Source organism: Azoarcus sp. DN11, from assembly GCF_003628555.1.
Lineage (GTDB): Bacteria > Pseudomonadota > Gammaproteobacteria > Burkholderiales > Rhodocyclaceae > Aromatoleum.
In genome coordinates this window covers 3,851,315-3,876,868 of the sequence record NZ_CP021731.1, presented here as the reverse complement: position 1 = coordinate 3,876,868, position 25,554 = coordinate 3,851,315, and the positions used below count along the sequence as shown (strand labels likewise).

Genomic DNA, 25,554 nt, shown 5'->3' with positions numbered 1-25,554 from the left:
CCCTTGGTGTTCTGCACACCGCGGCAGCGGGCGCTGCCGGATTGCGGGACGAGCGCTGCCGCTACATCCGCCGGGGGGCGGACGCAGGGCGAGCGTCGTGGTCTTGGGGAAGAGGTGCGCCGACCGCGGAACTGCCGGCCGGCGCGAGGAGAACGGTTACTGGATGGTCTGCAGCGGCGCCCACTTGCCGGCGTTGAAGTTGTAGACGGTGATCGCACCGCCCTTGATGTCGCCCTTGTCGTCGAACGCGACCGGGCCGGTGACGCCCTGGTAGGAGAGGACACGCAGCGCGGGTTGATACTTGGCCGGCTCGAACGAGTTCGCCGCCTTCATCGCCTCGATCATCGACATCGTCGCGTCGTAGGCGTACGGGGCATAGACGTGGATGTCGTTGCCGAAGCGCTGCTTGAACTGGGTGCGGAAGGCCGCGCCGCCGGGCATCTTGTCGAGCGGGATGCCGGCCTGGGTGCAGAAGGTGGTCGCCGACAGCGCGTCGCCCGCCATCTTGATCATCTCGCCGGTGCAGCCGCCGTCGCCGGTCAGGAGCTTCGCCGTCATGCCGAGCTGCTTCATCTGGCGCGCGAGCGGCGCGGCCTGCGCGTCCATGCCGCCGTAGAACACGGCGTCGGGGTTCATGGCCTTGATCTTGGTGAGGATCGCCATGAAGTCGGTCGCCTTGTCATTGGTGAATTCGCGTCCCGCGATCTGGCCGCCGGAGGTCTTCACGGCGTTGGCGAAGGCGTCGGCGAGGCCCTGGCCGTAGGCGGTGCGGTCATCGATCACGGCGATCTTCTTCGCCTTGAGCTGATCGACGGCGTACTTGCCGAGCGCGTTGCCCTGCTGCAGGTCGTTGGCGATGACGCGGAAGGTCATCTTGTAGCCCTGCTGCGTGAGCTTGGGGCTGGTCGAGGACGGCGTGATCACCGGGATGCCGGCCTGCTCGTAGATGCGCGAGGCGGGGATCGACGCGCCCGAGGTGACGTGGCCGACCACGCCCTTCACGCCGGAGTCGGTCAGGCGTTGGGCGACGGTGGTCGCGGTGCGCGGGTCGGCCTGGTCGTCCTCGCTGACGAGCTCGAACTTGACCGTGTCGCCGCCGATCTTGATGCCCTTCGCGTTGGCGTCCTCGATCGCGAGGCGCGCGCCGTTCTCGCCGTCCTTGCCGAAAGCGGCGGCCGGGCCGGTCAGCGGGCCGGCGTGGCCGATGCGCACGACGACGTCCTTCGCGTGGACGGCACCGGCGGCGAGGCTGGCGGCAGCGAGGGCGAAAATCAGCTTGTTGTGCTTCATGGGTTGTCTCCTCCTTGTGGGCGGTGCGCGGGTACTGCTGCACAGGTGCGGCGGAGACGAAGGGACACCGGCCGCTCGCGCGGCAACCGGGCTATCCACGATGGTTTGTCTCCTGCCTGTATTTGTTTCGCAACCGCTCGTGGGTTCGATTGCGTGGGGATGAATGGTACGGAGGGGAGTGCGGAATTGTTTTGCGGCTTTTGCGGGTTTCACGGATGCCGGGAGGAAAATTTTTCCGGACGCGGTCCCGTTTCAGCGGGTTTCGTGCCGGAAGGGGGTGGCGCGGTGCAACAAGCCCCCCTTGTCGCCGCCATTTCCCTTCCCGAGAGTTCCTCTTGCCCCGGTGGTCCGGTAGCATCGCGGACCCATCCTGCGGATACTTGCTTCATGGACCAACCCGCCCGCGCCTGCGGCATCGATTTCGGCACTTCGAACTCCACGGTCGGCTGGGTACGTCCGGGCGCGGCGACGCTGCTCGCGCTCGAGGACGGCAAGCCCACGCTGCCTTCGGCGGTGTTCTTCAACGCCGACGAGGAGACGACCGCATTCGGCCGCGCGGCGCTGGCGGAATACCTCGAAGGCTACGAAGGCCGCCTGATGCGCGCGCTGAAGAGCCTGCTCGGCAGCAGCCTGATCGACGGCCAGACCGAGGTGCAGGGGCGCGCACTGCGCTTTCGCGACCTCCTCGCGGGCTTCATCGGCGAGCTGAAGTCACGTGCCGAGGCGCAGGCCGGGCGCAGCTTCGATCGCGCGGTATTCGGCCGTCCGGTGCGCTTCGTCGATGACGACGAGGACGCCGACCACAAGGCGCAGCAGACGCTCGCCGAGATCGCCGCGCAAGTGGGTTTCCGCGACGTGAGCTTCCAGTTCGAGCCGATCGGCGCGGCGCTGCACTACGAACTGTCGCTCGCGCGCGAAGAGCTGGTGCTGATCGCCGACATCGGTGGCGGCACCGCGGACTTCTCGCTCGTGCGCCTGTCGCCCGAGCGCGCCCGCCGCTCGCACGACGACCACGACCGGCGCGAGGACCTGCTCGGCAACGGCGGCGTGCATATCGGCGGCACCGACTTCGACCGCGCGCTGAGCCTCGACTGCGTGATGCCGCTGCTGGGTTACCGCAGCCGCATGAAGAGCGGCGCGGAGCTTCCGTCGAGCGTCTACTTCCAGCTCGCGACCTGGCACACGATCAACTTCGCCTACACACGGCAGGCGTGGGCGGACCTGCAGAACGTGTATCGCGACGCGGCAGCCCGCGCCGAGCTCGACCGCCTCGCGAAGCTCATCAGCCAGCGCGAAGGGCACTGGCTCGCGCTGCAGGTGGAGCAGGCGAAGATCGATCTATCGGCGGCACCCGTCGCGACGATGAACCTGGAACGGCTGGAGGCGGCGCTCGCCCACACGATCACCGACGCCGATTTCGTCCGCGCGACGCTGTCGCTGGTCGACCGCGTCGCGGCCTGCGTGCGTGCGCTGCTCGACGAGGCGGGCGTGCGGCGCGAGCAGGTCGACACGATCTATTTCACCGGCGGCGGCAGCGCGGTGCCGCAGCTGCGCGCGCGCATCGCCGCCGAGCTGCCGGGCGCGCGCAGCGTCGAGGGCGATCTGTACGGCAGCATCGGCGCCGGGCTGGCGGTCGAGGCGGCGCGGCGCTACGGCTGAACGCCTATTGGAACAGTCGTCGGCAGTTTTCGCTCCGTCTCGTTCGAGGACAAATACATGGTGGCCGGCGGTCGCGTCTACCTGTCCAGCCTTCAGGCTCCGGCCGCCCGCAGCCGGCAACAGGTATGACTGATAGTTACGAAGGGACCGCTGTGCCGCGATCAATTGATCTATCGAAAAGGTGCGGACAGCATACGCCGTGGCATACTGGCACCTCTACCGCGGGATGAATGGATCGTGAGCAAGAGCGATAAGCACATCACCGAATGGACAATGGCGCCGCAGTATGATGTCGAAGTGGTTAGCGCCAGAATGGGGCCACATGGATTGGATGGTCACTTCCATGACGCGTGGTCTATTGGCGCAATTCTGGAAGGTACATGCAGTTTTCGCTCTGGCAGCCATGAATACAAGGCTCGGCAAGGCGACCTGTTCCTGATCCCGCCGTTCGAAGTGCATTCCTGCGCCGCTGCGTCGTCCGATGTGCGATACAAGGTGCTGTATATCGGCGATTCGTGCTTGCTGAAAATAGACGCCGATCGATTCTTCGCGCTCGAGGACACAAGCTCGCGGGTCTTTACGGCTCCGGCACTTGCCGAGCACATTGCGGCGTTAAGTGCGCATGATGTCGACATGGTCAGGGCCAACGCATTACTGAGGGCGCTCTCGGCGTTCCTGCCATCGACGCAGGAAACCTGCGTGCGCGAGCGGGAACTGCATCCGTTGCAAAATGCCATGCACCAGCTCTGGCAGTCCGACGTGGAAGTGGGTGAGTTGGTCGAACGTTCGCCGCACAGCCGATGGCACACGCTTCGAACTTTCCGCAGTCAAACCGGGCTCTCTCCGTCTGCATACCTGCGACAGTTGCGGGCACTCAAGGCGCGTTTTCAACTGAATCAGCAACGGGCTTCGTTATCCGACCTGGCACTGCTTCTGCATTTTGCCGATCAGGCCCACTTTACGCGGACCTTCAAGGCGGTGTTCGGGGTGACGCCAGGGCGGCTGCGCAACGTGATCATGCGCCGCTGAACCCGCCGGGTTTCTGTCCTGGCCCCCTCTACAGGAACAACGTGCTGATCGACACCAGCAAGAGTATCGCCATCGCCATGTTCAAGCGCCTGATGGCAGCTTCGGTTTTTAGCAACTGGCGCGTCGCTGCACCGCACAAGGCCCACGCGCCCACTGACGGAAAGCAGATCACCAAGAACACCATCGACATCGCGAGCACGCTGGAGCCATAAGCTTCGCCGGGATAGGTGTAAGTAGCGATGCCGGACGCGGCCACGATCCAGGCTTTCGGATTGACCCATTGAGCAACTGCGCCGTCCAGCATGCCAAGTGGCTTGCCAATGACGATCTCTGACGGGGTGCCCGATGCACGCCACAGCTTCCAGGCCAAGTATGCCAAAAACAAACTGCCCGCACCTTTGAGCACGGAATGGATGACCGGCACTCCGGTAATGAGCGCTTGCATCCCCAGCCCCGTGGCCAGCATCAATGATGAAAAGCCGATTGTCGCGCCCAGCACTTGCGGCAAGGTTCGTGCCAATCCGAATGCGACGCCCGAGGAGGCTGCCGCAATGTTGACCGGCCCCGGCGAGGCCGACGTTGCCAGCGCGAACAACATGGTGGGTAGCCAGAACTCCTGCCACCCAAGTGAAAGAGCCGTGGTTACCATTTCGTCACCTCCCCCTTGCTTATGGCAAACATATGTTTTCGGAGATATACCGCACAGTAACCCTCAGGCTTCACCGTGCCGTCCAACGGATAGCCTGCCCATTCTTCCAATGGCCAAGTTGAGTAGGTGTCAAAACAGGAGGCCAACGAGTTCATTGCTTCACGGCAGGTAATGATCGTTGTGTGATCATTACCTGCTTACGAAGACGCGTATTGAATACCGTTGTACCGTATGCACTTGTTTGGTGCATTTTGGCGTGAGCAGTCCGCCTGAACGTGCCATTGGCGGCGCCCGTCGCGACGATGAACCTGGAGCGGCGGAAGTGGCGCTCGCCCACTCGATCGCCGACGCCGATTTCGTCCGTGCGGCGAGAGCGGGTCGATACGATCTATTTCACCGGCGGCGCGGCGCTACGGTTGATCCCGTCCGGCGGGCCGCGGTAGCGGTGCGCGGGCGACGGTCAGCACGAGCATCCGGCCGTCGGGCTGCGGCGGCAGCGCGGCCGTGGCCGTCAGGATCGATGACGAGGCCAGCCGCCGGGCGCGGGCCGCGGACCACTCCTCGAGCCCGACGCCGACGCACTTGCTGCGCGCTTCCATTTCCGACCACGCGGCGGCGAACGCGTGATTGCGCGGCGCGTCGTCCAGTGCCGCGAGCTGCTGCACGGCCTGCGGTCCGAGGTAGAGACCCGCCACGCGCTCCCAGTCCGGCAGCGGTGCGACTTCCGCGAGGTCGATGCCGATGACGGCTCCCGCGCACAGGCCGATCGCGCCGACTCCCGCGGCGTAGCTGAGGCTGATCGACAGCGGCAGGCCCTGCCAGGGCGCGGCCACGGCGGGGGGCTGCCCGGATTCGAGCCGCAGCGGGACCTGCTCGCGGCGGCAGTCCAGGTAAGTCGCGAGCAGGTCGCGCAGCAGTTCGTGCGTGAGGTCGCGGAGTGCCGGCCCGTGCGCCCGGCACAGCCACACTTCGGGGCGCGCGGCGGCGAGCGGCGGGCGCTCGCCGGCCGTCCGCGGCCGGGGAGGCGTCAGGGGCGCCACGCCTGCGCGGGCGAGCCACACCACACGGTTCCCGCGGGCAGCTGCTCGCCCTTCATGACGAGCGTCAGCGGCCCGAGCAGCACGCCATCGCCGAGTTTCGTGTCGTAGAGCACCGTGTTGCGGATGCCGAGCGTCACGCGGCGGCCGATCTGCACCTTGCCGATCTTCATCACGCGGTCTTCGAACAGGTGGGTCTGGGGACCGGACCAGGCATTGAGTTCGCTCCCGTCGCCGATCTCGACGCAGTCGAATTCGGTGACGTCGGTCGTGTCCATGAACACTGCGTGCCCTGTCTTCACGCCGAGGAGCCGCAACGCGACCGGAAGCATCGGCGTGCCGCGCAGGTATTCGAGGAAGTTCGGCACCGCGATCGACTCATACACGCTGGTCACCGCTTCGCTGATCCACACGAAGGGCGTCCACATCGGCGCTGCCCGGGGTTTGTAGCGGCCGATCAGCAGCCACTTGAGCGCGACGACGAAGAGGAAGGACCCGAATCCATAGTAGATGCCGGCCAGGCTCAGTTCGTACACCAACCTGAGCCAGCTGTCGTCCGCGGCGTCGGACATGATGTCGAGGACGATCACGTAACCGACCGCGAAGATGATCGCCAGCGGCAGCACGATGCGCAGCGCCTCGACAAAACCTCGTCCGATCCGGCGCCACGGCGAGGGACGGAAAGTGAGCGTCGCCGGGAATCCGGTCAGCATTTCGCGCGAGGGCAGGCTGACTGCCGGCGAGCCGACCCAGGTCTGGCCGGGCAGCATGGCTGCCGTGCCCGGCGCTTTCGATTGCACGCCGATCAGCACATCCGATGGCAGGGTGGTGCCATCGGGTACGTAGGCACCGTTGCCGACGAAGCTGCGCGGGCCGACCACCGTGTGGTTGATCGACATCCACCCGCCGTCGATCTCTTCGTCGCCGAGCATTACCGCGTCCGCGATGAAGGTGTCGTCGCCGAGCGTCAGCATGTCGGGAACGAGTCCCATCGCGGTGGAAATTTCGGCACCGCGGCCGACTCTCGCTCCCAGCAGGCGATACCAGAATGGGGCGTACACCGTCGCATACACGCCGTGCAGCACCTGCAGGCTGACGCTCTGGATCTGGTTGGTGAGCCACTTTCGACAGTAGACGTTGCTGTGCACCGGCCAGCAGCCGGGGGCAAGGCGACGCGGCAGTACGACCCAGCGGACGCCGGCGGCGATCAGCGCGGTCGCGACCACCAGCACTGCGCTCGCCGGCAGCGCCAGCAGGACGTATTGCAGGATCGAGAGCAAGTAGCCCTGCGTATCGAGTTCGGGGGCGAGTACCCTGCCTTCGAGGGCGTCGATCAGGACGAAGGTCGGGAAGATCGGCAGGAAGAACAGCAGTGCGATCAGTGCAGCTCCGAGCGCGAAGAACAGCGACTCGCCGACACGGCGCAGCCGTGTCACCGCCGGCCGCGGCGGGCGCTTGGCCGGATCCAGCATCCGCACGAGGCTCGCCGGCGCGCCATCCCACACTTCCGCGGTCGCGATCCGCCCGCCGCGGGGCAGGGCGGCCAGCCCTTCGAGCCGGCCGTAATCGGCGATCGCGGTATCGCCTTCCATGACGGCGTATGAGCCGACATAGGCTTCGCGGCCGATGTCGATGCGGCTGACGACCAGTTCGCCGCGTTCGACGCGAACGTTCTCGAGGTTCACGCTCGATCCCAGGCTGGCGCCGTCGCCGATGTGCAGCAGGTGGGGCAGGCGGATCGTCAGCGAGCCGATCACCACGTCCTCGCCGATATGCGCGCCCGTCGCCCGGAGGTATCCGTTGTACAGCGACGAGCCGGCCCACAGGTGGGCGGGCGAGATCTGCTGCAGGCGGTCGCCGAGCCACCAGCGGAAGTACGTGAAGCCCCACAGCGGATAGCGGCCGGCGCCGATCCCGCGCAACAGCACGTTTCCGGCGAGGACGCCGATACCGATCCCTACCAGGTTCATGGCCAGGAAGACCACCACCGACATCGACATGGCGACGACGATCGAATCGCCGGGATCGCCGGTGAAATAGTGGTAGGTAAAGAACGGGGCGAGCCACGTCATCATGTGCAGGGCGATCAGGATCGGTAGCGTGATCGCCTGCGCGGCGCCGCAGAGCAGGCGGCGCGAGCTGGGTATTGCGGCGAACGGCGGTGCCGCGGCCACGTCCGGGCCCGCCATGCCGGCTTGCATCGCCGCGCCGATCGCGGCGACGCGGCGGTTGCGATACACGTCGTTGACCGTCATGTGTGCGAAGCGCGCGTCCTCGCGCAGCGCCGATACGAGACGTGCCGCGAGCAGCGAGTGCCCGCCCAGGTCATCGAAGAAGTCGGCCGTCCGGCGGATCGGCAAGCCCGGGAAGAAGCGGCCGAGCGCCGCAAACAGCGCCGCCTCGGCGTCGTTCTCCGGGTCGTCGGCGTCGATCTCCTCCTCCACCCGGGTCATCGGCAGCGCACGCAAGGCCTTGCGGTCGATCTTCCCCGAGGTCAGGCGCGCGATTCCCGCGACCACCTCGAAGTGGCTCGGCACCATGTAGGAGGGCAGCAACTCGCGCATGTGGTGGCGCAGCGCATTCACGTCCGGCGTGCTTCCCGCCGCGGGCACGATGTAGGCGACGAGCTGCTCGATATCGTTCACGGTCTTCAGCACCACCGCCGCGGTCCCGCTGCCGAGCTGTTTGCCCAGCACCGCCTCGATCTCGCCGAGTTCGACGCGGAAGCCGCGCACCTTGACCTGGTCGTCGACCCGGCCGAGGCACTGGATCCGGCCGTCGGCGTCGATGCGCGCGAGGTCGCCGGTGCGGTACAGGCGCGCCTCGAACGGCTGCTCCGCCCACGGGTTGGGCAGGAATTTCTCGGCCGTGAGTTCCGGCCGTCCGAGGTAGCCGTGCGCGACGCCCGGGCCGACGATGCACAGCTCGCCCATTTCACCTGGCGGCAGCAGCTGCATGTCGTCGCCCACGACCAGCAGGCCGTAGTTCGGCAGGGGCTTGCCGATCGTGACCGCCTCGCCGGCGCGCAACTCCGCGAGGCTCGCGGAGACGGTCGCTTCCGTCGGCCCGTAGGTGTTGAAGACCTGCCGGGACGGCGTCGCCCAGCGGTCGACGACCGCCTGCGGGCACATCTCGCCGCCGAGGTTGATCAGGCGCAGGCCGCTCACCTCGGCGCTGAACAGCGCCAGCAGCGTCGGCACCGCGTGCAGCACCGTGACGCCGTTGTCGTCGAGCGCGCGCGGCAGCGCGTCGGGGTCGGCAATGATTTCGCGCGGCGCGATCCACAGCGTCGCGCCGACCAGGTAGGAGATCCAGATCTCCTCGAAGGACATGTCGAACGCGACCGAGAAGCCCTGGTAGACGGTGTCGTCGCCGCGCACGCCGAGCACCGCGTTTTCGCTGCGCAGGAAATGGCAGATCGCGCCCTGGCTGATCGGCACGCCCTTGGGCTTGCCGGTTGATCCGGAGGTGTAGATCACGTACGCGGGATGGTCCGGGCGTGCGCCGTTGCGCCGCTGCAGCGGGCCGTCGGTCGTGAGCTGGAGTTCGGCCTGGTCCCACACGCGGAAGGCGGCATCCACGATCAGCGTGTCCAGGCCGTGGGCGGTGACGATGCCCGCCGCCCCAGCGTCTTCCAGACACACTTCGACACGCTCGACCGGCGTGTCGGCATCGAACGGTAGCCACGCCGCGCCCGTCTTGGCGATTGCCAGCTGGCTCGCGAGCAGGTCGACTCCCCGCGGCGCCCACAGCCCCACGATGTCGCCGGGCTTGACGCCCTTGCCGATGAGATGATGCGCCATCAGGTCGGCGCGTTCGTTGAGGTCGCGGTACGTGACCCGGAGCGTGCCCGAGATCAGTGCGACATGGTCCGGCCGAAGCGCGGCAGTGGCCTCGAAGATGTCCGCGAGGATCTCGTCGCGCAGGAGGTCGGGGGAATGGGGGCCTTTCAGAATCACAGGTGCTCCGTGCCCGGGAAGAGGGAGAAGTGCGGCGGCCGGCATCGCCAGCCGGCGCGCAGAATTATTCGTGCCGAATTGTATCGGCGCGAGACTTAAACGAGGTTGCGGGAAAAATTAAGAACAGTTAGGAAAGCGTCGCGCACCGCACGTCCAGTCGCGCGGATGAGCAGAAAAATTGCATCGTCTTTCGCATTTTCGAGGGGTATTGGTGCGGCGCACCGTTCATGTCGTCGGCGTTATTTCGAAAAATCGCAGGATAGCGAAAATTCCTTTCAATGAGCGCCGCTTTCCCGCCGCAACTAGAAAAAACTCCCCGACGCCATCTCCTTACGATGCTCATCAGCGTTCGATGCCGCGGACGCGCACAACAGCAACCATACAGGAGACAACGTCGGCAGCCGGATCGGGGCGTCACGAGCGCCGCGCGTCCAGGTGCTGCGACGGACCACGCGCCATGTCGAATACCCTCGCCCCCGTCGCCCTCGACGACAAGTACACGCTGACCTCCGGCCGCGCCTACATGACCGGCATCCAGGCGCTGGTGCGCCTGCCGATCATGCAGCGCCTGCGCGACCAGGCCGAGGGCCTCAATACCGCCGGCTTCGTCACCGGCTACCGCGGCTCGCCGCTCGGCAACGTCGATCAGGAATTCTGGAAAGCGAAGAAATACCTCGAGCCGCATCACATCCGCTTCCAGCCCGGCCTCAACGAGGACCTCGCGGCGACTTCCGTGTGGGGCACGCAGCAGGTCAACCTCGACCCCAACGCGCTGTACGACGGCGTGTTCTCGATCTGGTACGGCAAGGGCCCGGGCGTGGACCGCACCGGCGACGTGTTCCGCCACGCCAACGCCGCGGGCACCTCGAGGCACGGCGGCGTGCTCGTGATCGCGGGCGACGACCATGGCGCGAAGAGCTCGACGCTGCCGCACCAGACCGAGCACATCTTCAAGTCGATGATGATGCCGGTGCTCGCCCCCGCGGGCATCCAGGACTACCTCGAATACGGCCTGCACGGCTTCGCGCTGTCGCGCTACTCGGGTTGCTGGGTCGCGTTCAAGGCGCTGACCGACACGGTCGAGACCTCCGGCTCGGTCGATATCGACCCCTTCAAGGTCCGCACGATCATCCCGGCGGACTTCCCGATCCCCGCCGACGGCCTCAACCTGCGCTGGCCCGATCCCCCGCTGGTGCAGGAAGAGCGCCTCGTGCACCACAAGCTCTACGCCGCGCTGGCGTACTGCCGCGCGAACGGGCTCAACCGCACGATCATCGACAGCCCGAACGCCAGGCTCGGCATCATCACCTCGGGCAAGAGCTACCTCGACGTGCGCCAGGCGCTCGAAGACCTCGGCATCGACGAGCACGTCGCCGCCGAGATCGGCATCCGCCTGTACAAGGTCGGCATGGTGTGGCCGCTCGAATCCGAAGGCGTGCGTCACTTTGCCGAAGGGTTGGACGAGATTCTCGTGATCGAGGAGAAGCGCCAGTTCCTCGAATACCAGCTGAAGGAAGAGCTTTACAACTGGAACGAGAACGTGCGCCCGCGCGTGATCGGCAAGTTCGACGAGAAGGGCGAATGGGCGCTGCCGCACGGCGACTGGATGCTGCCCGCCGCCAGTGACCTGACGCCGGCGATGATCGCCCGCGTGATCGCCGCCCGCATCGCGCGCTTCTACACCTCGGACCAGATCAAGGCGCGGCTTGCCTTCTTCGACGCCAAGGAAGCCGCGCTCGCGAAGCCGCGCCTGTCGATCCAGCGCGTGCCGCACTACTGTTCCGGCTGCCCGCACAACACCTCGACCAAGGTCCCGGCGGGGTCGCGCGCGATCGCCGGCATCGGCTGCCACTACATGGCGACGTGGCTGTCGCCCGAAACGACGCAGACCTTCTGCCAGATGGGCGGCGAAGGCGTGCCCTGGGTCGGCCAGGCGCCCTTCACCAAGACCAAGCACGTGTTCGCGAACCTCGGCGACGGCACCTACATGCACTCGGGGATCCTGGCGATCCGCGCGGCCGTCGCCGCGCGCGTGAACATCACCTACAAGATCCTCTACAACGACGCCGTCGCGATGACCGGCGGCCAGCCGCACGACGGCACGCTGTCGGTGCCGATCATCGCGCGCCAGCTGCAGGCCGAAGGCATCCACAACATCATCGTCGTCAATGACGGCACCCCGCGCGCCTACGGTCCCGCGGACCTGCCGCACGGCGTGCCGATCCGCCACCGCGACGAGCTCGACGCCGTGCAGCGCGAGCTGCGCGAAGTGCCGGGCGTCACCGCGATCATCTACGACCAGACCTGCGCCGCCGAGAAGCGCCGTCGCAGGAAGCGCGGCAAGTTCCCGGATCCGGCGATGCGCGTCGTCATCAACGACCTCGTGTGCGAAGGCTGCGGCGACTGCAGCGAGAAGTCGAACTGCATGTCCGTGACGGCGGTCGAGACCGAGTTCGGCCGCAAGCGCACGATCGACCAGTCCGCGTGCAACAAGGATTTCTCCTGCGTCAAAGGTTTTTGTCCGAGCTTCGTGACGATCGAAGGCGGCAAGCTGCGCAAGGGCAAGGCCGCGACCGCCGCGGCGGACGTGTTCGCGTCGCTGCCGGAACCCGCGCTGCCGGCGACCAACGCGCCGTGGGGGATACTGATCACTGGCGTCGGCGGCACCGGCGTCGTGACGATCGGTGCGCTGCTCGGCATGGCCGCGCACCTCGAAGGCAAGGGCGTGTCGATCCTCGACATGGCCGGTCTCGCGCAGAAGGGTGGGGCGGTGTGGTCGCACGTCAAGATCGCGAACCGTCCGGAAGACATCTTCGCCGCCCGCGTCGCTGCAGGTGAGGCGAACGTCGTCATCGGCTGCGACCTCGTGGTGTCCGCCAGCGACGAATCGCTCGCGAAGATGCGCACCAATCACACCCGCGTCGTCATCAACCGCGACCAGACCAACACCAGCGAATTCGTCCGCGGCTTCGCGGCCCAGGCGCGTACCGGCAACGTCACGAAGCACCCGGACCCGCAGTTCCCGTCCGGCTCGATGGAAAACCAGATCGTCGACGCCGTCGGCAGCCAGAACGTCGAGTTCCTCGAAGCCTCGCGTCTCGCGACCGCGATCCTCGGCGATTCGATCGCGACCAACCTCCTCATGCTCGGTTTTGCGTGGCAGCGTGGCCTCGTGCCGCTGACGCGCGATTCGATCATGCGCGCGATCGAACTCAACGGCGCCGCCATCGAGGCCAACAAGTCCGCCTTCCAGTGGGGCCGCCGCGCCGCGGTCGATCCGGACGCCGTCGAGAAGGCCGCGAAACCGCAGCACGGCACGCCCGAGCACCACAAGCTGTCGGCCTCGCTCGACGAAGTGATCGCCCGCCGCAAGGCCTTCCTCACCGACTACCAGGACGCCGCCTACGCCGAACGCTACGCCAAGCTCGTCGAGCGCGTGCGCGCGGCCGAAGCCAAGGTCCAGCCCGGCACGACGCTGCTGACCGAAGCGGTCGCGCGCGGCTACCACAAGCTGCTCGCCTACAAGGACGAGTACGAAGTGGCGCGCCTCTACACCGACAGCGACTTCCTCAAGCGTGTCGAGGAGCAGTTCGAAGGCGATTACAAGCTCGTCTTCCACCTCGCCCCGCCGACGCTCGCCGACAAGGACCCGGCCACCGGCGAGCTGCAGAAGAAGAAGTACGGCCCGTGGATGCTGAAGGCGATGCGTCAGCTCGCGAAGATGAAGGGCCTGCGCGGCACGCTGCTCGATCCGTTCGCCCGCACGCATGACCGCAAGCTCGACCGGCAGCTCATCGCCGACTACGAGCGCGTCGTCGAGGAGATCCTCGTCGGCGTCGAGAAGGCGAACTACGAGGCCGCCGTCGAACTTGCGAGTCTGCCCGAGCAGATCCGCGGCTTCGGCCACATCCGCGAGCGCTACCTGGCGAACGCCCGGATGCGTGAAGGCGAACTCCTCGCGGCCTTCCGCCGCAAGGAACGCCCCGCCGACGTGACGAGCGGCAAGGTCCGCAAGACCATCGCGGTTATCCCGGGCTAAACCCCAGGAGTCTCCGCTTCGCTCCGCCGTTCAGCAGGCGCGGAGCGGTGCTCCGCGTAACCCCTGGTTGGAGTCTTCGCTTCGCTCGCCGTTCAGCAGGCGCGTAGCGATGCTCCGTGAAACCCCTGCTTCACCCCCCGCAGCAAACCTTCCGCCACGGCCACGAGCCGCGGTGGAGGGCGCGTTGCACCCTTTAAAGACCAATGAAGGAGACATCATGAGCGTTTTTTCCCTGAGCGATTTCGCCGACCACGAACAAGTCGTTTTCTGCAGCGACGAAAAGAGCGGCCTCAAGGCCATCATCGCGGTGCATAACTCCAACCTCGGCCCGGCCCTCGGTGGCTGCCGCATGTGGCCCTACGCCAGCGAAGAGGAAGCGATCCGCGACGTGCTGCGCCTGTCGCGCGGCATGACCTACAAGTCGGCGATGGCCAACCTCAAGCTCGGCGGCGGCAAGTCCGTGATCATCGGCAACCCGCGCACCGACAAGACGCCCGAGCTGCTGAAGGCCTTCGCCCAGGCCGTCGAGCGCGTTAACGGCCGCTACATCGCCGCGGAAGACTCCGGCACCGGCGTAGCCGACATGAAGTTCATGTCGCAATTCACCGACCACGTCGCCGGCATCGTCGACAAGCCGTCCGAGAACGGCACCCGCAGCGGCGACCCGTCGCCTGCGACCGCTTACGGCACCTTCGTCGGCATCAAGGCGGCCGTGAAGGAGCGTCTCGGCCGCGATTCGCTCGAAGGGCTGAAGGTCGCCGTGCAGGGTCTGGGCAACGTCGGCTTCGACCTCGCCCGCCAGTTGAAGGAAGCCGGCGCCCAGCTGTGGGTCACCGACATCCACCGCGAGCCGCTGCTGCGCGCGGCGAAGGAGCTCGAAGCGACGGTCGTCGCGCCCGACGAGATCTTCGGCCTCGACGTCGACGTCTTCGCCCCGTGCGCGATGGGCGCGATCATCAACGACCAGACCCTCCCGCAGCTGAAAGCCAAGGTCGTCGCCGGCGCCGCCAACAACCAGCTCGCCGAGCCGCGCCACGGCCTCGCGCTGATGAACAAGGGCATCCTGTACGCCCCCGACTACGTCATCAACGCCGGCGGCATCATCGACGTGTACTACGAGCGCACCGGCAACTTCGACCGCGCGGCGCTGACGAAGCACATCGAGAGCATCTACGACAACCTGATGGAAATCTTCGCGCGCGCCCGCAAGGAAGAGCGTCCGACCGGGGAAGTCGCCGACGCGATCGCCGAGGAGCGCTTCAAGCGCTGAGCGACCGCGCTCCTCCGTCGCCGGCGGGCGATCCTTCCGATGGAGGATCGCCCGCCGGTGGCGGTAAATCCCATCAACCGCGCAGGAATTTCGATGCGAGGGCAGCCAGCCCGGACGGCAAGGAATTGTCTTCCGGCAGTTGCCCCTGCGGCGTGAGATGGTCGATGAGTTGCGGCAGCAGCGCGGCGAGGCCGTTGGCTGCTTCGTGATGCGGAACGCCGAGCTGGTTGGCGATTTCCGCCACCGTGTCGCTGCCGAGCGCGCTCGAGAGCTGACTGCCGTCGATCTGCGCGTTCTGGCCAGTGCCGACCCACGAGGCCGCTGCATCGCCGAGTCCCGCATTCTGGAACTGCTGCAGCAGGCCGGCGAGTCCGCCCGGCTGGTTCTGCAGCAGGTTCATCGCGATCTGCAGCAGCGGGCCGCCCGGTCCTTGCGTGGCCTGCTGTTGCCCGCCGCCCAGCACGCTTCCCAGCACCTGGCCGGCCAATCCGTCCAACAATCCCATTGCGGTCTCCCTGGCGTTTGCGACAGAAGCGCCATTGTTTGCTCTTCGCCCGCATTCCGCAAGCATCGCCGGGCCCGCGTGGTTTACCATGTCGCGCATCGCATCATTGCCCACATCATGCGCACGCTGACTCCTCAACAAGCACTGCTGCTCTCGCTCCTCGCCGCCCTGACGACCATCGGGATGAAGACCGGGGCATGGTGGCTCACCGGCTCGGTGGGTTATCTCTCCGACGCCCTCGAATCCCTCGTCAATCTTGCCGGTGCGTCCTTCGCGCTGCTGATGGTGTTCTTCGCGCGGGCACCGGCCGACCCCGAGCACCCATACGGCCACGGCAAGGCGGAGTATTTCTCGGCGGCCTTCGAGGGGGTGATGATCTTCGTCGCCGCGCTGGCGATTCTCTTCACGGCCGGCGAGCGCCTGCTCCACCCCGAGCCGCTGGGTGAACTCGGCCTCGGCACTGCGCTGTCGATCGGTGCGAGTGCCATCAACTTTGGCGTCGCCCGCGTCCTGTTCCAGGTCGGGCGCGCGAACCGCTCGCTGGCACTGGAAGCCGACGCCCGCCATCTGATGACGGACGTGTGGACGACCGCCGGTGTCGTGGTCGGCGTGGGGCTGGCGAGCGTGAGCGGCTGGGTCTGGCTGGACCCGCTGGTTGCCGCGGCGGTCGCGCTGAACATTCTGCGCGAGGGCTGGGGGCTGATGCACCGCTCGGTCGACGGGCTGATGGACCGCGCGCTCGGCGACGAGGACATCGCGCGCATCGAGGCCGTGCTCGCCTCGTTCGCGTCGCGCGGTTGCAGTTTCGCAAACCTCAAGACACGTGTTGCAGGATCGATGCACTTTGCGCACGTCGACCTCCGCCTGCCTGGTGACTGGTCGGTCGCCCGCGCCCATGCGCTCGCCGACGAAATCGAGCGGGCGGTGGAAGTGCAGGCGGGGGCGCGGCTGACGACACACGTGGAACCGGTCCGCTGACTGGGCCGGGGCTGGCGGATGCGATCGCGGCAGAGGGATGACAGCGGGGGGCTGCGCTGCCAATGCGAAAATGTGGGAAAGTTTCCCACGTGTGTGCTACACAGAAAGTGAGGGTGTGGGAAATTTTCCCCAGCTTCTCTGCGCCAGATGTGGGTGAAAGTGCCCGATTGGGGGTAGAGTTCGGAAGCCCGACGCGCAGCCCCCGCTTTCCGTCTCATGTCCCGGTGAGCTCGCGACTGGCACGGGTATTGCTCAACCATCGTGCGGGCAGTGATTTTCGCCGCCTGCAAAGGAGGCAGCCATGAGCACCCAGAACGACATCTTTCTCGCGCGTCAGCCGATTTTCGACCGGCAGCGCAAGGTCGCTGCCTACGAACTGCTCTTTCGTGAAGACGCATCGGGCGAAGCCCGCGTGACGGACGACGCCCGCGCCACGGCGCAGGTGATCGCGCGCGCGTTTGGGCGCCTGGGGCTCAACAGCGTGATCGGCGGCAGCACCGGATTCGTCAATGTCGACGCGGAAATGCTGATGAGCGGCCGCATCGAGAACCTGCCCCGCGAACGCGTCGTGCTCGAACTGCTCGAGACGATCGAGATCGATTGCGCCGTTCTGGAGCGCTGTGCCGAATTGAAGCACCTCGGCTACCGCCTTGCGCTCGACGATGTCTGCGCCGTGAGCCGCGAGATGGAGCCGTTGCTCGACGTCGTGGATGTCGTGAAACTGGATATCCTCCAGGTGGAGCCTGCCGCGCTGGAGCAACTGGTGCGCCGCCTGCGCCTGCATCCCGCGAAACTGCTCGCCGAGAAAGTGGATACGCTCGAACGCGCGCGGCGCTGTCTCGCGCTCGGGTTCGACCTCTTCCAGGGCTATCTCTTCGCCCGCCCGACCCTGCTGGCGGCCTGAAGCGCCCGCTTCGTCATACTTCCCGCCGGATTTCGGCGATGATCGCGTCGCCATAGGCCTCGAGCTTGCGGTCGCCGATGCCGGAAACGCGTGTCAGCTCCGCAATCGACGTCGGCCGCGCGAGCGCGATCTCGCGCAGCGTGGCGTCGTGGAAGATCACATAGGCCGGCACGTTGCGCTCGCGCGCGGTCGCCGCCCGCCAGGCGCGCAGGCGGTCGAAGAGCGTTAGCGGCACGCCGTCGAGGATTTCCATGCGGGTGCTGCGCGCGCGCTTCGTGCGGCGCTTCTCGGGTGCGAGGCGCAAGGCGAAATCCGCTTCGCCGCGCAGCAGCGGACGGGCGAGATCGGTGAGCGTCAGCGCGTTGTGGCGGTCGTGGTCGACGGCCAGCAGCCCGCGCGCGACGAGCTGGCGGAACAAGGTGCGCCAGGTCTTTTCGTCCACGTCGGCACCGATGCCGAAGGTGCTCACCTTGTCGTGCTCCCAGTCGCGTACCTTGTCGGTGAGCTCGCCGCGCAGCACGTCGATCACGTGACCGGCGCCGAAGCGCTGGCCGGTGCGGAACACCCCGGACAGCGCCTTGCGTGCCGCGTCGGTCGCGTCCCAGGTGCGCGGCGGCTCCAGGCAGTTGTCGCAGTTGCCGCAGGCCGCGCCGGCCTCGCCGAAATGCGCGAGCAGGTGTTGGCGGCGGCACGCGGTGGTCTCGACCAGCCCCACCAGCGCGTCGAGGCGCGCGCGCGCGCGGCGCTTGAAGTCCTCGCTGCCTTCCGACTCGTCGATCATGCGGCGCTGCTGCACGATGTCCTGCGCCCCCCAGGCCATCCACGCCTGCGAGGCGAGGCCGTCGCGGCCGGCGCGGCCGGTTTCCTGGTAATAGCCCTCGATCGAGCGCGGCAGGTCGAGGTGGGCGACGAAGCGCACGTCGGGTTTGTCGATGCCCATGCCGAAGGCGATCGTCGCGCACATCACCAGTCCGTCCTCGCGCAGGAAGCGGCCCTGGTTCGCCGCGCGCACCTCCTGCGGCATGCCCGCGTGGTAGGCGAGCGCGCGGATGCCCTGTTCCTCGAGCCATGCGGCCGTCTCCTCGACCTTGCGCCGCGACAGGCAGTAGACGATCCCCGCCTCGCCGGCGTGGTCGTCGCGGATGAAGGCGAGCAGCTGGTTGCGCGGGTTGTCCTTGTCGACCATCCGGTAGCGGATGTTGGGGCGGTCGAAGCTCGAGATGAAGCGCCGCGCGGCGGTGAGGCCCAGGCGCTGCGCGATCTCCTCGCGCGTCTCGGCGTCGGCCGTGGCGGTCAGCGCGATGCGCGGCACGCCCGGGTAGCGTTCGGGCAGCACCGAGAGCTGCAGGTATTCGGGCCGGAAGTCGTGCCCCCACTGCGACACGCAGTGCGCCTCGTCGATCGCGAAGAGCGCGATGCGGCCGGCCTCGTGCAGGCGGTCGAGCGTCGCGAGCAGGCGCCCGGTGAGGAGCCGCTCGGGCGCGACGTACAGCAGGTCCAGCCGGCCGACGACGAGGTCGCGTTCCACCGTGACGGATTCGTCGGCCGCCTGGCTGGAGTTCAGATAGGCTGCCGCTACGCCCGCTTCCTGCAGGGCGCTCACCTGGTCCTGCATCAGCGCGATCAGGGGCGACACCACCACGGCGGTGCCGGGGCGCAGCAGGGCCGGGATCTGGTAGCACAGCGACTTGCCGCCGCCGGTGGGCATCAGCACCAGCGCGTCACCGCCCGCCGCCACATGCTCGACGATGGCCTGCTGTTCGCCGCGGAAGGCGGTGTAGCCGAAGACGTGTTCGAGGACGTGGAGCGGAGAGAGCGGGGGGCGGGCGGTCATCGCCGGCATTGTACCGGGGCAGGCGGGGGCGAGACAGGCTGGAGCGTGCGTGCGCCGCGCAGGAACAATGCCCTGGGGATGATTTCCCGGGTGGTGGGGAATTCGACGCGGGGCATTGGCGGTGCTATCGTTTAATTCCTGAAAGAAGTAGCGGGTCAGACAAGGCGGGGGGAACCCATGCGGAAGACCAACGTTTCGAAGCTGTACGAGACCTATCCCCACCTCACGCAGATCGACGAGTTGTGGGGCACCCGCGACTGCCGCGAGTACCTCAAGCGGCTCATGAACGACACGCGCGACGGCCACCGGCGCGGCTTCCCGGGCGACCATGCGCGCACGATCCTGCGCCTGCTGATGGAGCACGACCGCGAGTTCCCGCAATTCGAGGAAAGCATCACGTCCGACTGGCGCGCCGCGGTGGGCGAGTCGCGCGGCGAGGTTCAGGGATGACGCGCCATCGATGAGTTTTCGCGATGACGATCTCCTCGAGTTCGCCACCGAACCGCAACCGGCGCCCGCGACCACCGCGGTACCGTGGAAAGTCGCGATCGTCGATGACGACGAAGGGCTGCATCGCAGCACCGAGCTGAGCCTCGCGGGCACGGAGATTCTGGGCCGCCCGCTCGCCTTCCTGCACGCGTATTCCGTGAGTGACGCGCGGGCCCTGTTCGCCGCCGAGCGCGACATCGCGGTGGTCCTGCTCGACGTGGGCATGGAAACGCGGGATGCGGGCCTGCGGCTGGTCGACGAGATCCGCCACGACCTTCACATGCGCGACGTGCGCATCATCCTGCGCACCGATCCGCCGGGCTATGTGCCCGAAATCGCCGCGATCCGCGACTACGACATCAACGACTACGGGAACAAGTCGGAACTGTCGTGTACGCAGCTCTATGCGTCGCTTACCGCGGCGATCCGAGCCTACCAGCAGATCCGCATCGTCAAGGCGAGCCGCGCCGGACTGGCCCGGATCGTGCGCAGCAGCGCCGAGCTCCTGCGCTGCGAGGGGCTGGCCGATTTCGCGGGCGGTGTCATCACGCAGCTGGCGGGGCTGCTCGGGCTGCCGGCGGACGGGTTGGTGTGCGCGCGCCGCGAGGGCGGCACGCCGTGCGAGGTGGTCGCCGCCGCCGGCCGCTTCGGCCGCGCCAGCCGCCAGCCGCTCGATGCGTTGCAGGAACCGGCGATCCGTGCGCTGCTGGAGCGCGCGCTGGCGCAGCGCGCGAACGTCGTGGAGCCGGGGCAGGGCATCGCGCTGTACTTCGGGTCGCGGCCGGGGCGGGACCTCGCCGCCTACGTCGAGACCGGCCATGCGGCGGACGAGCTCGATCCGAGCCTGCTGGAGATGTTCCGCGCGAACGTGTCGGTGTGCCTCGACAACGTCGACCTCGTGCAGCGGCTCAACGAGTATTCGTATTTCGATCCGCTCGTGCATCTGCCCAACCGCCGGCAGCTGCTGGAGCTGCTCGACGCGCATCTGCATGAGCGCGAAGGCCGCCGCGGGGTGCTCGCGGTCGTCGACATCGACCATTTCGGCGAGATCAACGGCGCGTTCGGCTATCACTACGGCGACGCGTTGCTGAAGGGGGTCGCAGCGCGCATCGTTGCCGGATGCGGCGCGAAAGTCCGGGTCGCGCGGGTGGGCTCGGACAGCTTCGCGGTGTTCTGGACCGCCCACGATGCGGATGTGAGCAGTCTCGACGGCCTCTTCGCCGACCCGCTGGAGGTCGAAGGCGAGAGCGCCATCGTGTCGGTGACGATCGGCATCGTCCGCCTCGACGACGTCGGCGGGGACGGCAGCGAGGCGCTGGAAGATGCCTACCTCGCGCTCAAGCGCGCGAAGCAGGCCGAGCGCGGCTCGGTCGCGCGCTACAACCGCGGCGTCAGCGAGGAGATCCGCGGGCGCGTGAATCTGCTGCACAACCTGCGCGGGGCATTCGGCGCGAACGAGCTGTTCCTCGTGTTCCAGCCGCAGATCGAGCTCGCGACCGGGCGCTGCGTCGGCGCCGAGGCGCTGCTGCGCTGGCGCACGGGCGACGGGACGATGATCCCGCCCGACCGCTTCATCCCGCTGGCCGAGCGCTCCGGCCTGATCCTGTCGATCGGCGAGTGGGTGCTGCGCCGCGCCTGCGAGGAGGCCGCGCGCATGGCGCAGGCGGGTCACGGTTCGGTGCGCATGGCGGTCAACGTGTCGGTGATCCAGTTCCGCGATCCGCACTTCCTCGGACGCCTGCGCGCCGCGATCGAGGACAGCGGCGTCGCGCCGCAGCAGATCGAGCTGGAAATCACCGAATCGGTGGCGATGGGCGAAGGCGACCGCATGATCGAGCTCTTCGGGCGCATCAAGGCGATGGGGCTGGACATCGCGATCGACGATTTCGGCACCGGCTTCTCGTCGCTGAGCCACCTGCAACGCATGAATGTGGATCGCCTCAAGATCGACCGCGCCTTCATCAACGACATCGGCGGCGCGGGCAAGGGCGGCGAGATCGCCGGCCTCGTGTGCGGCCTGGGCGACCGTCTCGGCATCGAGCTGATCGCCGAGGGCATCGAACAGGCCGAGCAGGCCGCGCGGCTGCAGGCGATGGGCTGCCAGCTCGGCCAGGGCTACCATTTCGCGCGGCCGATGCCCGCCGACGACTGGCGCCCCTGGCTGGACGAGCATGCGGCCGGACGGGGCGCCCGCCTGCTCCTGATCTGAGGCGCCCGTTCGCCCCCGCTCGGGCGAGCGTTCAGGTGCCGCGGATGCGCCCGAGCAGGGCCGTCGTCGAACGGTCGTGATCGAATGGGATCGAGTGCACGCGGCCGCCCCAGCCGGTGACCTCCGCTGCCCCGACGATCCGGTCCACGCTCCAGTCGCCGCCCTTCACCAGCACTTCGGGACGTGCCTCGAGGATGCGCGCCAGCGGGGTGTCCTCGTCGAACCACGTCACGAGGTCGACGCTCTCCAGCGCCGCCATGACCGCGAGGCGGTCTTCGAGCGGATTCACGGGCCGGTCGTCGCCCTTGCCGAGCCGCCTCACCGACGCGTCCGTGTTCAGCGCCACGACCATCGCCGCCCCGAGCGCGCGCGCCTGCGCGAGATAAGTCACGTGACCGCGATGCAGGATGTCGAAGCAGCCATTCGTGAACACCAGCGGGCGGGGGAGTGCGGCGGCGCGCGCGGCCAGCGCGTCCGGAGGGCAGATCTTGGCTTCGAAGCCGGGGCGGGGATAGCTCATCGGGGCTCGTGCGATAAAGGACAGGAATGCGCGGCAGGACCGCGGGGCGTCGCCGATTTTATTGAACCGGGAAGCAAATACAACCGTTCATGGGCAGGGCTTCGACATCCGACCCGCGGCTCGTCGGCGTAATCGTGCGGATGCGGCCACGGGCATTTTTGCCGGAGCCGATGCCGTGCGGGAAAACCCTGATCCGGCGACAAATGTCGCGCGCGCGGTGCCATTTATCACATATTGCGCCGCAATATATTGACAAATAGCAAATATCCGTGTTGCGAGTGCCTTTTTTGCTATGGCATGATCCATTCGGGTTCGCTGAAATACGGCTCGCAAGAGCCTGTGCATTCGATTGAGGGTAGAGACATGAGTCTTGCCGGTCGTCATGCAGTAGCCGTATTCGTCGCGCTCGCGTCGCCGGCCCTGGCTCAGAGCCGTTTCAACCTCCAGTCCCCCGTCACCGGCATCGCCGAGCAGATCTACAACATGCATACGCTGATGTTGCTGATCTGTCTTTTCATCTTCGTGATCGTGTTCGGCGTGATGTTCTGGGCGGTGATCCATCACCGCAAGTCGAAAGGCGCCGTTGCCGCCAACTTCCACGAGAACACCGCGGTCGAGATTGCCTGGACGATCATCCCGATCCTCATCCTGGTCGGCATGGCGTGGCCGGCGACCAGAACGGTGCTGGAGATGAAGGACACGCGCGACCCGGACATCACGATCAAGGCCACCGGCTACCAGTGGAAGTGGGGCTACGATTACCTGCAGGGCGAAGGGCAGGGCATCCGCTTCGTGTCCAACCTGTCGACGCCGCACGAGCAGATCGACGGCAAGGCCGCCAAGGGCGCGCACTACCTGGTCGAAGTGGACAATCCCGTCGTCGTGCCGGTCGGCAAGAAGATCCGCATGCTCACGACCGCGTCCGACGTGATCCATTCCTGGTGGCTGCCGGCGTTCGGCGTCAAGCAGGACGCCATCCCCGGTTTCATCCGCGACGCCTGGTTCCGCGCCGACAAGGAGGGCGTCTACCGCGGCAACTGTGCCGAACTGTGCGGCAAGGACCACGGCTTCATGCCCATCGAGGTGCATGTCGTGTCGCAGGAAGCCTACAGCCAGTGGGTCGCCGACCGACAGGCCGCAATGGCCGCCGCGGCGAGTGCCGGCGCGCGCGAATGGTCGCTCGCGGAACTCGTCGAGCAGGGCGCCAAGGTCTTCGCCGCGAACTGTGTCGCCTGTCACCAGGCCGACGGCAAGGGCCTGCCGCCCGCCTTCCCGCCGCTCGACGGCTCGAAGGTCGTGCTCGGCGAGGCTGCGGCGCAGATCGCGGTCGAGCTCAACGGGCGCCCGGGCACGCCGATGGCGGCCTTCGGCAAGCAGCTGTCCGACGTGGACATCGCGGCCGTCATCACCTACACCCGCAACAGCTGGAGCAACAAGACCGGCGAAGCCATCCAGCCGTCGCAGATCGCGGCAGCGCGAGGCAAGTGATGCCGACCGAAGGCAGGCGAACCCGAGCAGGACCGAATCGTCAAGGAGGCAGCATGGCGGCAGTCATGTCCGATCACGCGCACGGCGTCCATCACGGCCCCACCGGCCTGATGCGCTGGATCACGACGACCAACCACAAGGACATCGGCACGATGTACCTCGTGTTCAGCTTCATCATGTTCCTCTCCGGGGGCGTGCTGGCGCTGACGATCCGCGCGGAGCTCTTCCAGCCGGGCCTGCAGATCGTGCGGCCCGAGTTCTTCAACCAGCTCACCACCATGCACGGCCTCGTGATGGTGTTCGGCGCGGTCATGCCGGCCTTCGTCGGCTTCGCGAACTGGCAGATCCCGCTGATGATCGGCGCCAGCGACATGGCCTTCGCGCGCATGAACAACTGGAGCTTCTGGCTGCTGCCGCCGGCCGCGATCCTGCTGATCGGTTCCTTCTTCGTCCCCGGCGGCGCCACCGCGGCGGGCTGGACGCTCTACGCGCCGCTCTCGGTGCAGATGGGCATGGGCATGGACATGGCGATCTTCGCGCTCCACATCATGGGCCTGAGTTCCATCATGGGCGCGATCAACATCGTCGTCACCGTCCTCAACATGCGCGCGCCGGGCATGACGATGATGAAGATGCCGCTCTTCTGCTGGACCTGGCTCATCACCGCCTACCTGCTGATCGCCGTGATGCCCGTGCTCGCCGGCGCGGTCACGATGGTGCTGGCCGACCGCCACTTCGGCACCAGCTTCTTCAGCGCCGCAGGTGGCGGCGATCCGGTGATGTACCAGCACGTCTTCTGGTTCTTCGGCCACCCGGAGGTCTACATCATGATCCTCCCGGCCTTCGGCATCATCAGCCAGATCATCCCCACCTTTTCGCGCAAGCCGCTCTTCGGCTATGCGTCGATGGTGTACGCGACCGCCTCGATCGCGATCCTCTCCTTCAGCGTGTGGGCCCACCACATGTTCACGACCGGCATGCCCGCCGCCGGCCAGCTCTTCTTCATGTACGCGACGATGCTGATCGCCGTGCCCACCGGCGTGAAGGTCTTCAACTGGGTCGCAACGATGTGGCGCGGCTCGCTCACCTTCGAGCCGCCGATGCTCTTCGCGGTCGGCTTCATCTTCGTGTTCACGATGGGCGGCTTCACCGGCCTCATCTGCGCCATCGCCCCGATCGACATCCAGGTGCAGGACACCTACTACGTCGTCGCCCACTTCCACTACGTGCTCGTCGCCGGTAGCCTCTTCGCGCTCTTCGCCGGCGCCTACTACTGGCTGCCCAAATGGACCGGCCACATGCCCGACGAGCGCATCGGCAAGCTGCACTTCTGGTGTTCGATGATCTTCTTCAACGTCACCTTCTTCCCGATGCACTTCCTTGGCCTCGCCGGCATGCCGCGGCGTGTTCCCGACTACGCGCTGCAGTTTGCCGACTTCAACATGGTGGCCTCGATCGGCGCCTTCGGCTTCGGGCTGTCGCAGCTCATCTTCCTCTACGCCGTCGTGAAATGCGTGCGCGGCGGCGAGAAGGCGGCGGCGCGCGCATGGGAGGGCGCCGAGGGGCTGGAATGGACGCTCCCGTCACCCGTCCCGCACCACACGTTCGAAGAAGCGCCGGTGGTGAGATGAGCAAGCGGTCACGTTTTCCCGATGCGAGCGCCGGATGGGGTATCCGCGGCGCAGGTGAGGACTG

The 25,554-nt window shown here is 67.0% G+C and carries 17 protein-coding genes; 10 read left to right on the top strand and 7 right to left on the bottom strand.

Going from position 1 to position 25,554, the window contains the following annotated elements; translation table 11 throughout:
• Positions 1–156: 156 nt before the first annotated feature.
• A complete protein-coding gene (locus tag CDA09_RS17915) occupies positions 157–1,290 on the bottom strand; it encodes a branched-chain amino acid ABC transporter substrate-binding protein (protein WP_174718457.1) in 1,134 nt (377 codons plus the stop codon).
• A 387-nt stretch (positions 1,291–1,677) separates the two neighbouring features.
• Here CDA09_RS17915 and CDA09_RS17910 point away from each other — a divergent pair, with 387 nt between their 5' ends.
• A complete protein-coding gene (locus CDA09_RS17910) occupies positions 1,678–2,949 on the top strand; it encodes an Hsp70 family protein (protein ID WP_121429889.1) in 1,272 nt (423 codons plus the stop codon).
• 237 nt (positions 2,950–3,186) lie between these two features.
• The gene (locus tag CDA09_RS17905; RefSeq protein ID WP_128106581.1) at positions 3,187–3,978 is read left to right on the top strand and encodes a helix-turn-helix transcriptional regulator; all 792 of its coding nucleotides are present in this window, start codon (positions 3,187–3,189) and stop codon (positions 3,976–3,978) included.
• Positions 3,979–4,006: 28 nt separating this feature from the next.
• Here the strand turns inward: CDA09_RS17905 and CDA09_RS17900 are convergent, their stop codons facing one another.
• The 3 genes from CDA09_RS17900 to CDA09_RS17890 all read right to left on the bottom strand — a co-directional run bounded on the left by CDA09_RS17900 (position 4,007) and on the right by CDA09_RS17890 (position 9,623).
• The gene (locus CDA09_RS17900) at positions 4,007–4,576 is read right to left on the bottom strand and encodes a LysE family translocator (protein ID WP_286164219.1); all 570 of its coding nucleotides are present in this window, start codon (positions 4,574–4,576) and stop codon (positions 4,007–4,009) included.
• A gap of 461 nt (positions 4,577–5,037) precedes the next feature.
• Positions 5,038–5,688 carry a 4'-phosphopantetheinyl transferase family protein gene (locus CDA09_RS17895; protein ID WP_164844435.1) on the bottom strand — a complete coding sequence of 217 codons (651 nt, stop codon included), beginning with the start codon at positions 5,686–5,688 and terminating at the stop codon, positions 5,038–5,040.
• Positions 5,655–9,623 carry a Pls/PosA family non-ribosomal peptide synthetase gene (locus tag CDA09_RS17890; protein WP_286164218.1) on the bottom strand — a complete coding sequence of 1,323 codons (3,969 nt, stop codon included), beginning with the start codon at positions 9,621–9,623 and terminating at the stop codon, positions 5,655–5,657. The genes CDA09_RS17895 and CDA09_RS17890 overlap by 34 nt, the downstream gene beginning before the upstream one ends.
• Positions 9,624–10,080: 457 nt before the next feature.
• Here CDA09_RS17890 and CDA09_RS17885 point away from each other — a divergent pair, with 457 nt between their 5' ends.
• Together CDA09_RS17885 and CDA09_RS17880 are read left to right on the top strand one after the other, a co-directional pair.
• Positions 10,081–13,662, top strand: coding sequence for an indolepyruvate ferredoxin oxidoreductase family protein (locus CDA09_RS17885; RefSeq protein ID WP_121429884.1), 3,582 nt, complete (start codon positions 10,081–10,083; stop codon positions 13,660–13,662).
• A 217-nt stretch (positions 13,663–13,879) separates the two neighbouring features.
• Positions 13,880–14,932 carry a Glu/Leu/Phe/Val dehydrogenase dimerization domain-containing protein gene (locus CDA09_RS17880; protein WP_121429883.1) on the top strand — a complete coding sequence of 351 codons (1,053 nt, stop codon included), beginning with the start codon at positions 13,880–13,882 and terminating at the stop codon, positions 14,930–14,932.
• 73 nt (positions 14,933–15,005) lie between these two features.
• On the opposite strand, the gene CDA09_RS17875 is transcribed toward CDA09_RS17880, so the two are convergent.
• Positions 15,006–15,437, bottom strand: a complete 432-nt coding sequence (locus CDA09_RS17875) for a YidB family protein (RefSeq protein WP_286164217.1) — start codon at positions 15,435–15,437, stop codon at positions 15,006–15,008.
• Between the two features lie 78 nt (positions 15,438–15,515).
• Here CDA09_RS17875 and CDA09_RS17870 point away from each other — a divergent pair, with 78 nt between their 5' ends.
• Both CDA09_RS17870 and CDA09_RS17865 read left to right on the top strand, forming a co-directional pair.
• Complete coding sequence (locus CDA09_RS17870) at positions 15,516–16,415, top strand: cation diffusion facilitator family transporter (RefSeq protein ID WP_502697075.1); 900 nt, start codon at positions 15,516–15,518, stop codon at positions 16,413–16,415.
• A 301-nt stretch (positions 16,416–16,716) separates the two neighbouring features.
• Positions 16,717–17,319 (top strand): EAL and HDOD domain-containing protein, encoded by a 603-nt coding sequence (locus CDA09_RS17865; RefSeq protein WP_121429881.1) that lies wholly within the window; start codon positions 16,717–16,719, stop codon positions 17,317–17,319.
• A 13-nt stretch (positions 17,320–17,332) separates the two neighbouring features.
• On the opposite strand, the gene recQ is transcribed toward CDA09_RS17865, so the two are convergent.
• Positions 17,333–19,162, bottom strand: a complete 1,830-nt coding sequence (gene recQ, locus CDA09_RS17860) for a DNA helicase RecQ (protein WP_174718456.1) — start codon at positions 19,160–19,162, stop codon at positions 17,333–17,335.
• 168 nt (positions 19,163–19,330) lie between these two features.
• Between recQ and CDA09_RS17855 the strand changes: the two genes are divergently transcribed.
• Both CDA09_RS17855 and CDA09_RS17850 read left to right on the top strand, forming a co-directional pair.
• Complete coding sequence (locus CDA09_RS17855; RefSeq protein WP_121430917.1) at positions 19,331–19,603, top strand: hypothetical protein; 273 nt, start codon at positions 19,331–19,333, stop codon at positions 19,601–19,603.
• Between the two features lie 10 nt (positions 19,604–19,613).
• On the top strand, positions 19,614–21,851 hold the full coding sequence (locus tag CDA09_RS17850) for a putative bifunctional diguanylate cyclase/phosphodiesterase (protein WP_121429880.1): 2,238 nt from the start codon (positions 19,614–19,616) through the stop codon (positions 21,849–21,851).
• A gap of 31 nt (positions 21,852–21,882) precedes the next feature.
• On the opposite strand, the gene rfaE2 is transcribed toward CDA09_RS17850, so the two are convergent.
• A complete protein-coding gene (gene rfaE2, locus CDA09_RS17845; RefSeq protein WP_121429879.1) occupies positions 21,883–22,371 on the bottom strand; it encodes a D-glycero-beta-D-manno-heptose 1-phosphate adenylyltransferase in 489 nt (162 codons plus the stop codon).
• Positions 22,372–22,734: 363 nt separating this feature from the next.
• Here rfaE2 and coxB point away from each other — a divergent pair, with 363 nt between their 5' ends.
• Together coxB and ctaD are read left to right on the top strand one after the other, a co-directional pair.
• Positions 22,735–23,859, top strand: a complete 1,125-nt coding sequence (gene coxB, locus CDA09_RS17840) for a cytochrome c oxidase subunit II (RefSeq protein WP_121429878.1) — start codon at positions 22,735–22,737, stop codon at positions 23,857–23,859.
• A 53-nt stretch (positions 23,860–23,912) separates the two neighbouring features.
• On the top strand, positions 23,913–25,490 hold the full coding sequence (gene ctaD / locus CDA09_RS17835; RefSeq protein ID WP_121429877.1) for a cytochrome c oxidase subunit I: 1,578 nt from the start codon (positions 23,913–23,915) through the stop codon (positions 25,488–25,490).
• Positions 25,491–25,554: the final 64 nt, after the last annotated feature.

Excerpts from the sequence above, each read along its gene's own strand:
- CDA09_RS17910 (WP_121429889.1), top strand. The coding sequence starts at position 1,678 with ATGGACCAACCCGCCCGCGCCTGCGGCATCGATTTCGGCACTTCGAAC.
- rfaE2 (WP_121429879.1), bottom strand. The coding sequence starts at position 22,371 with ATGAGCTATCCCCGCCCCGGCTTCGAAGCCAAGATCTGCCCTCCGGAC.
- CDA09_RS17865 (WP_121429881.1), top strand. The coding sequence starts at position 16,717 with ATGAGCACCCAGAACGACATCTTTCTCGCGCGTCAGCCGATTTTCGAC.
- ctaD (WP_121429877.1), top strand. The coding sequence starts at position 23,913 with ATGGCGGCAGTCATGTCCGATCACGCGCACGGCGTCCATCACGGCCCC.
- recQ (WP_174718456.1), bottom strand. The coding sequence starts at position 19,162 with ATGCCGGCGATGACCGCCCGCCCCCCGCTCTCTCCGCTCCACGTCCTC.
- CDA09_RS17880 (WP_121429883.1), top strand. The coding sequence starts at position 13,880 with ATGAGCGTTTTTTCCCTGAGCGATTTCGCCGACCACGAACAAGTCGTT.
- CDA09_RS17885 (WP_121429884.1), top strand. The coding sequence starts at position 10,081 with ATGTCGAATACCCTCGCCCCCGTCGCCCTCGACGACAAGTACACGCTG.
- CDA09_RS17900 (WP_286164219.1), bottom strand. The coding sequence starts at position 4,576 with ATGTTGTTCGCGCTGGCAACGTCGGCCTCGCCGGGGCCGGTCAACATT.
- CDA09_RS17915 (WP_174718457.1), bottom strand. The coding sequence starts at position 1,290 with ATGAAGCACAACAAGCTGATTTTCGCCCTCGCTGCCGCCAGCCTCGCC.
- CDA09_RS17855 (WP_121430917.1), top strand. The coding sequence starts at position 19,331 with ATGCGGAAGACCAACGTTTCGAAGCTGTACGAGACCTATCCCCACCTC.
- CDA09_RS17850 (WP_121429880.1), top strand. The coding sequence starts at position 19,614 with ATGAGTTTTCGCGATGACGATCTCCTCGAGTTCGCCACCGAACCGCAA.
- coxB (WP_121429878.1), top strand. The coding sequence starts at position 22,735 with ATGAGTCTTGCCGGTCGTCATGCAGTAGCCGTATTCGTCGCGCTCGCG.
- CDA09_RS17875 (WP_286164217.1), bottom strand. The coding sequence starts at position 15,437 with ATGGGATTGTTGGACGGATTGGCCGGCCAGGTGCTGGGAAGCGTGCTG.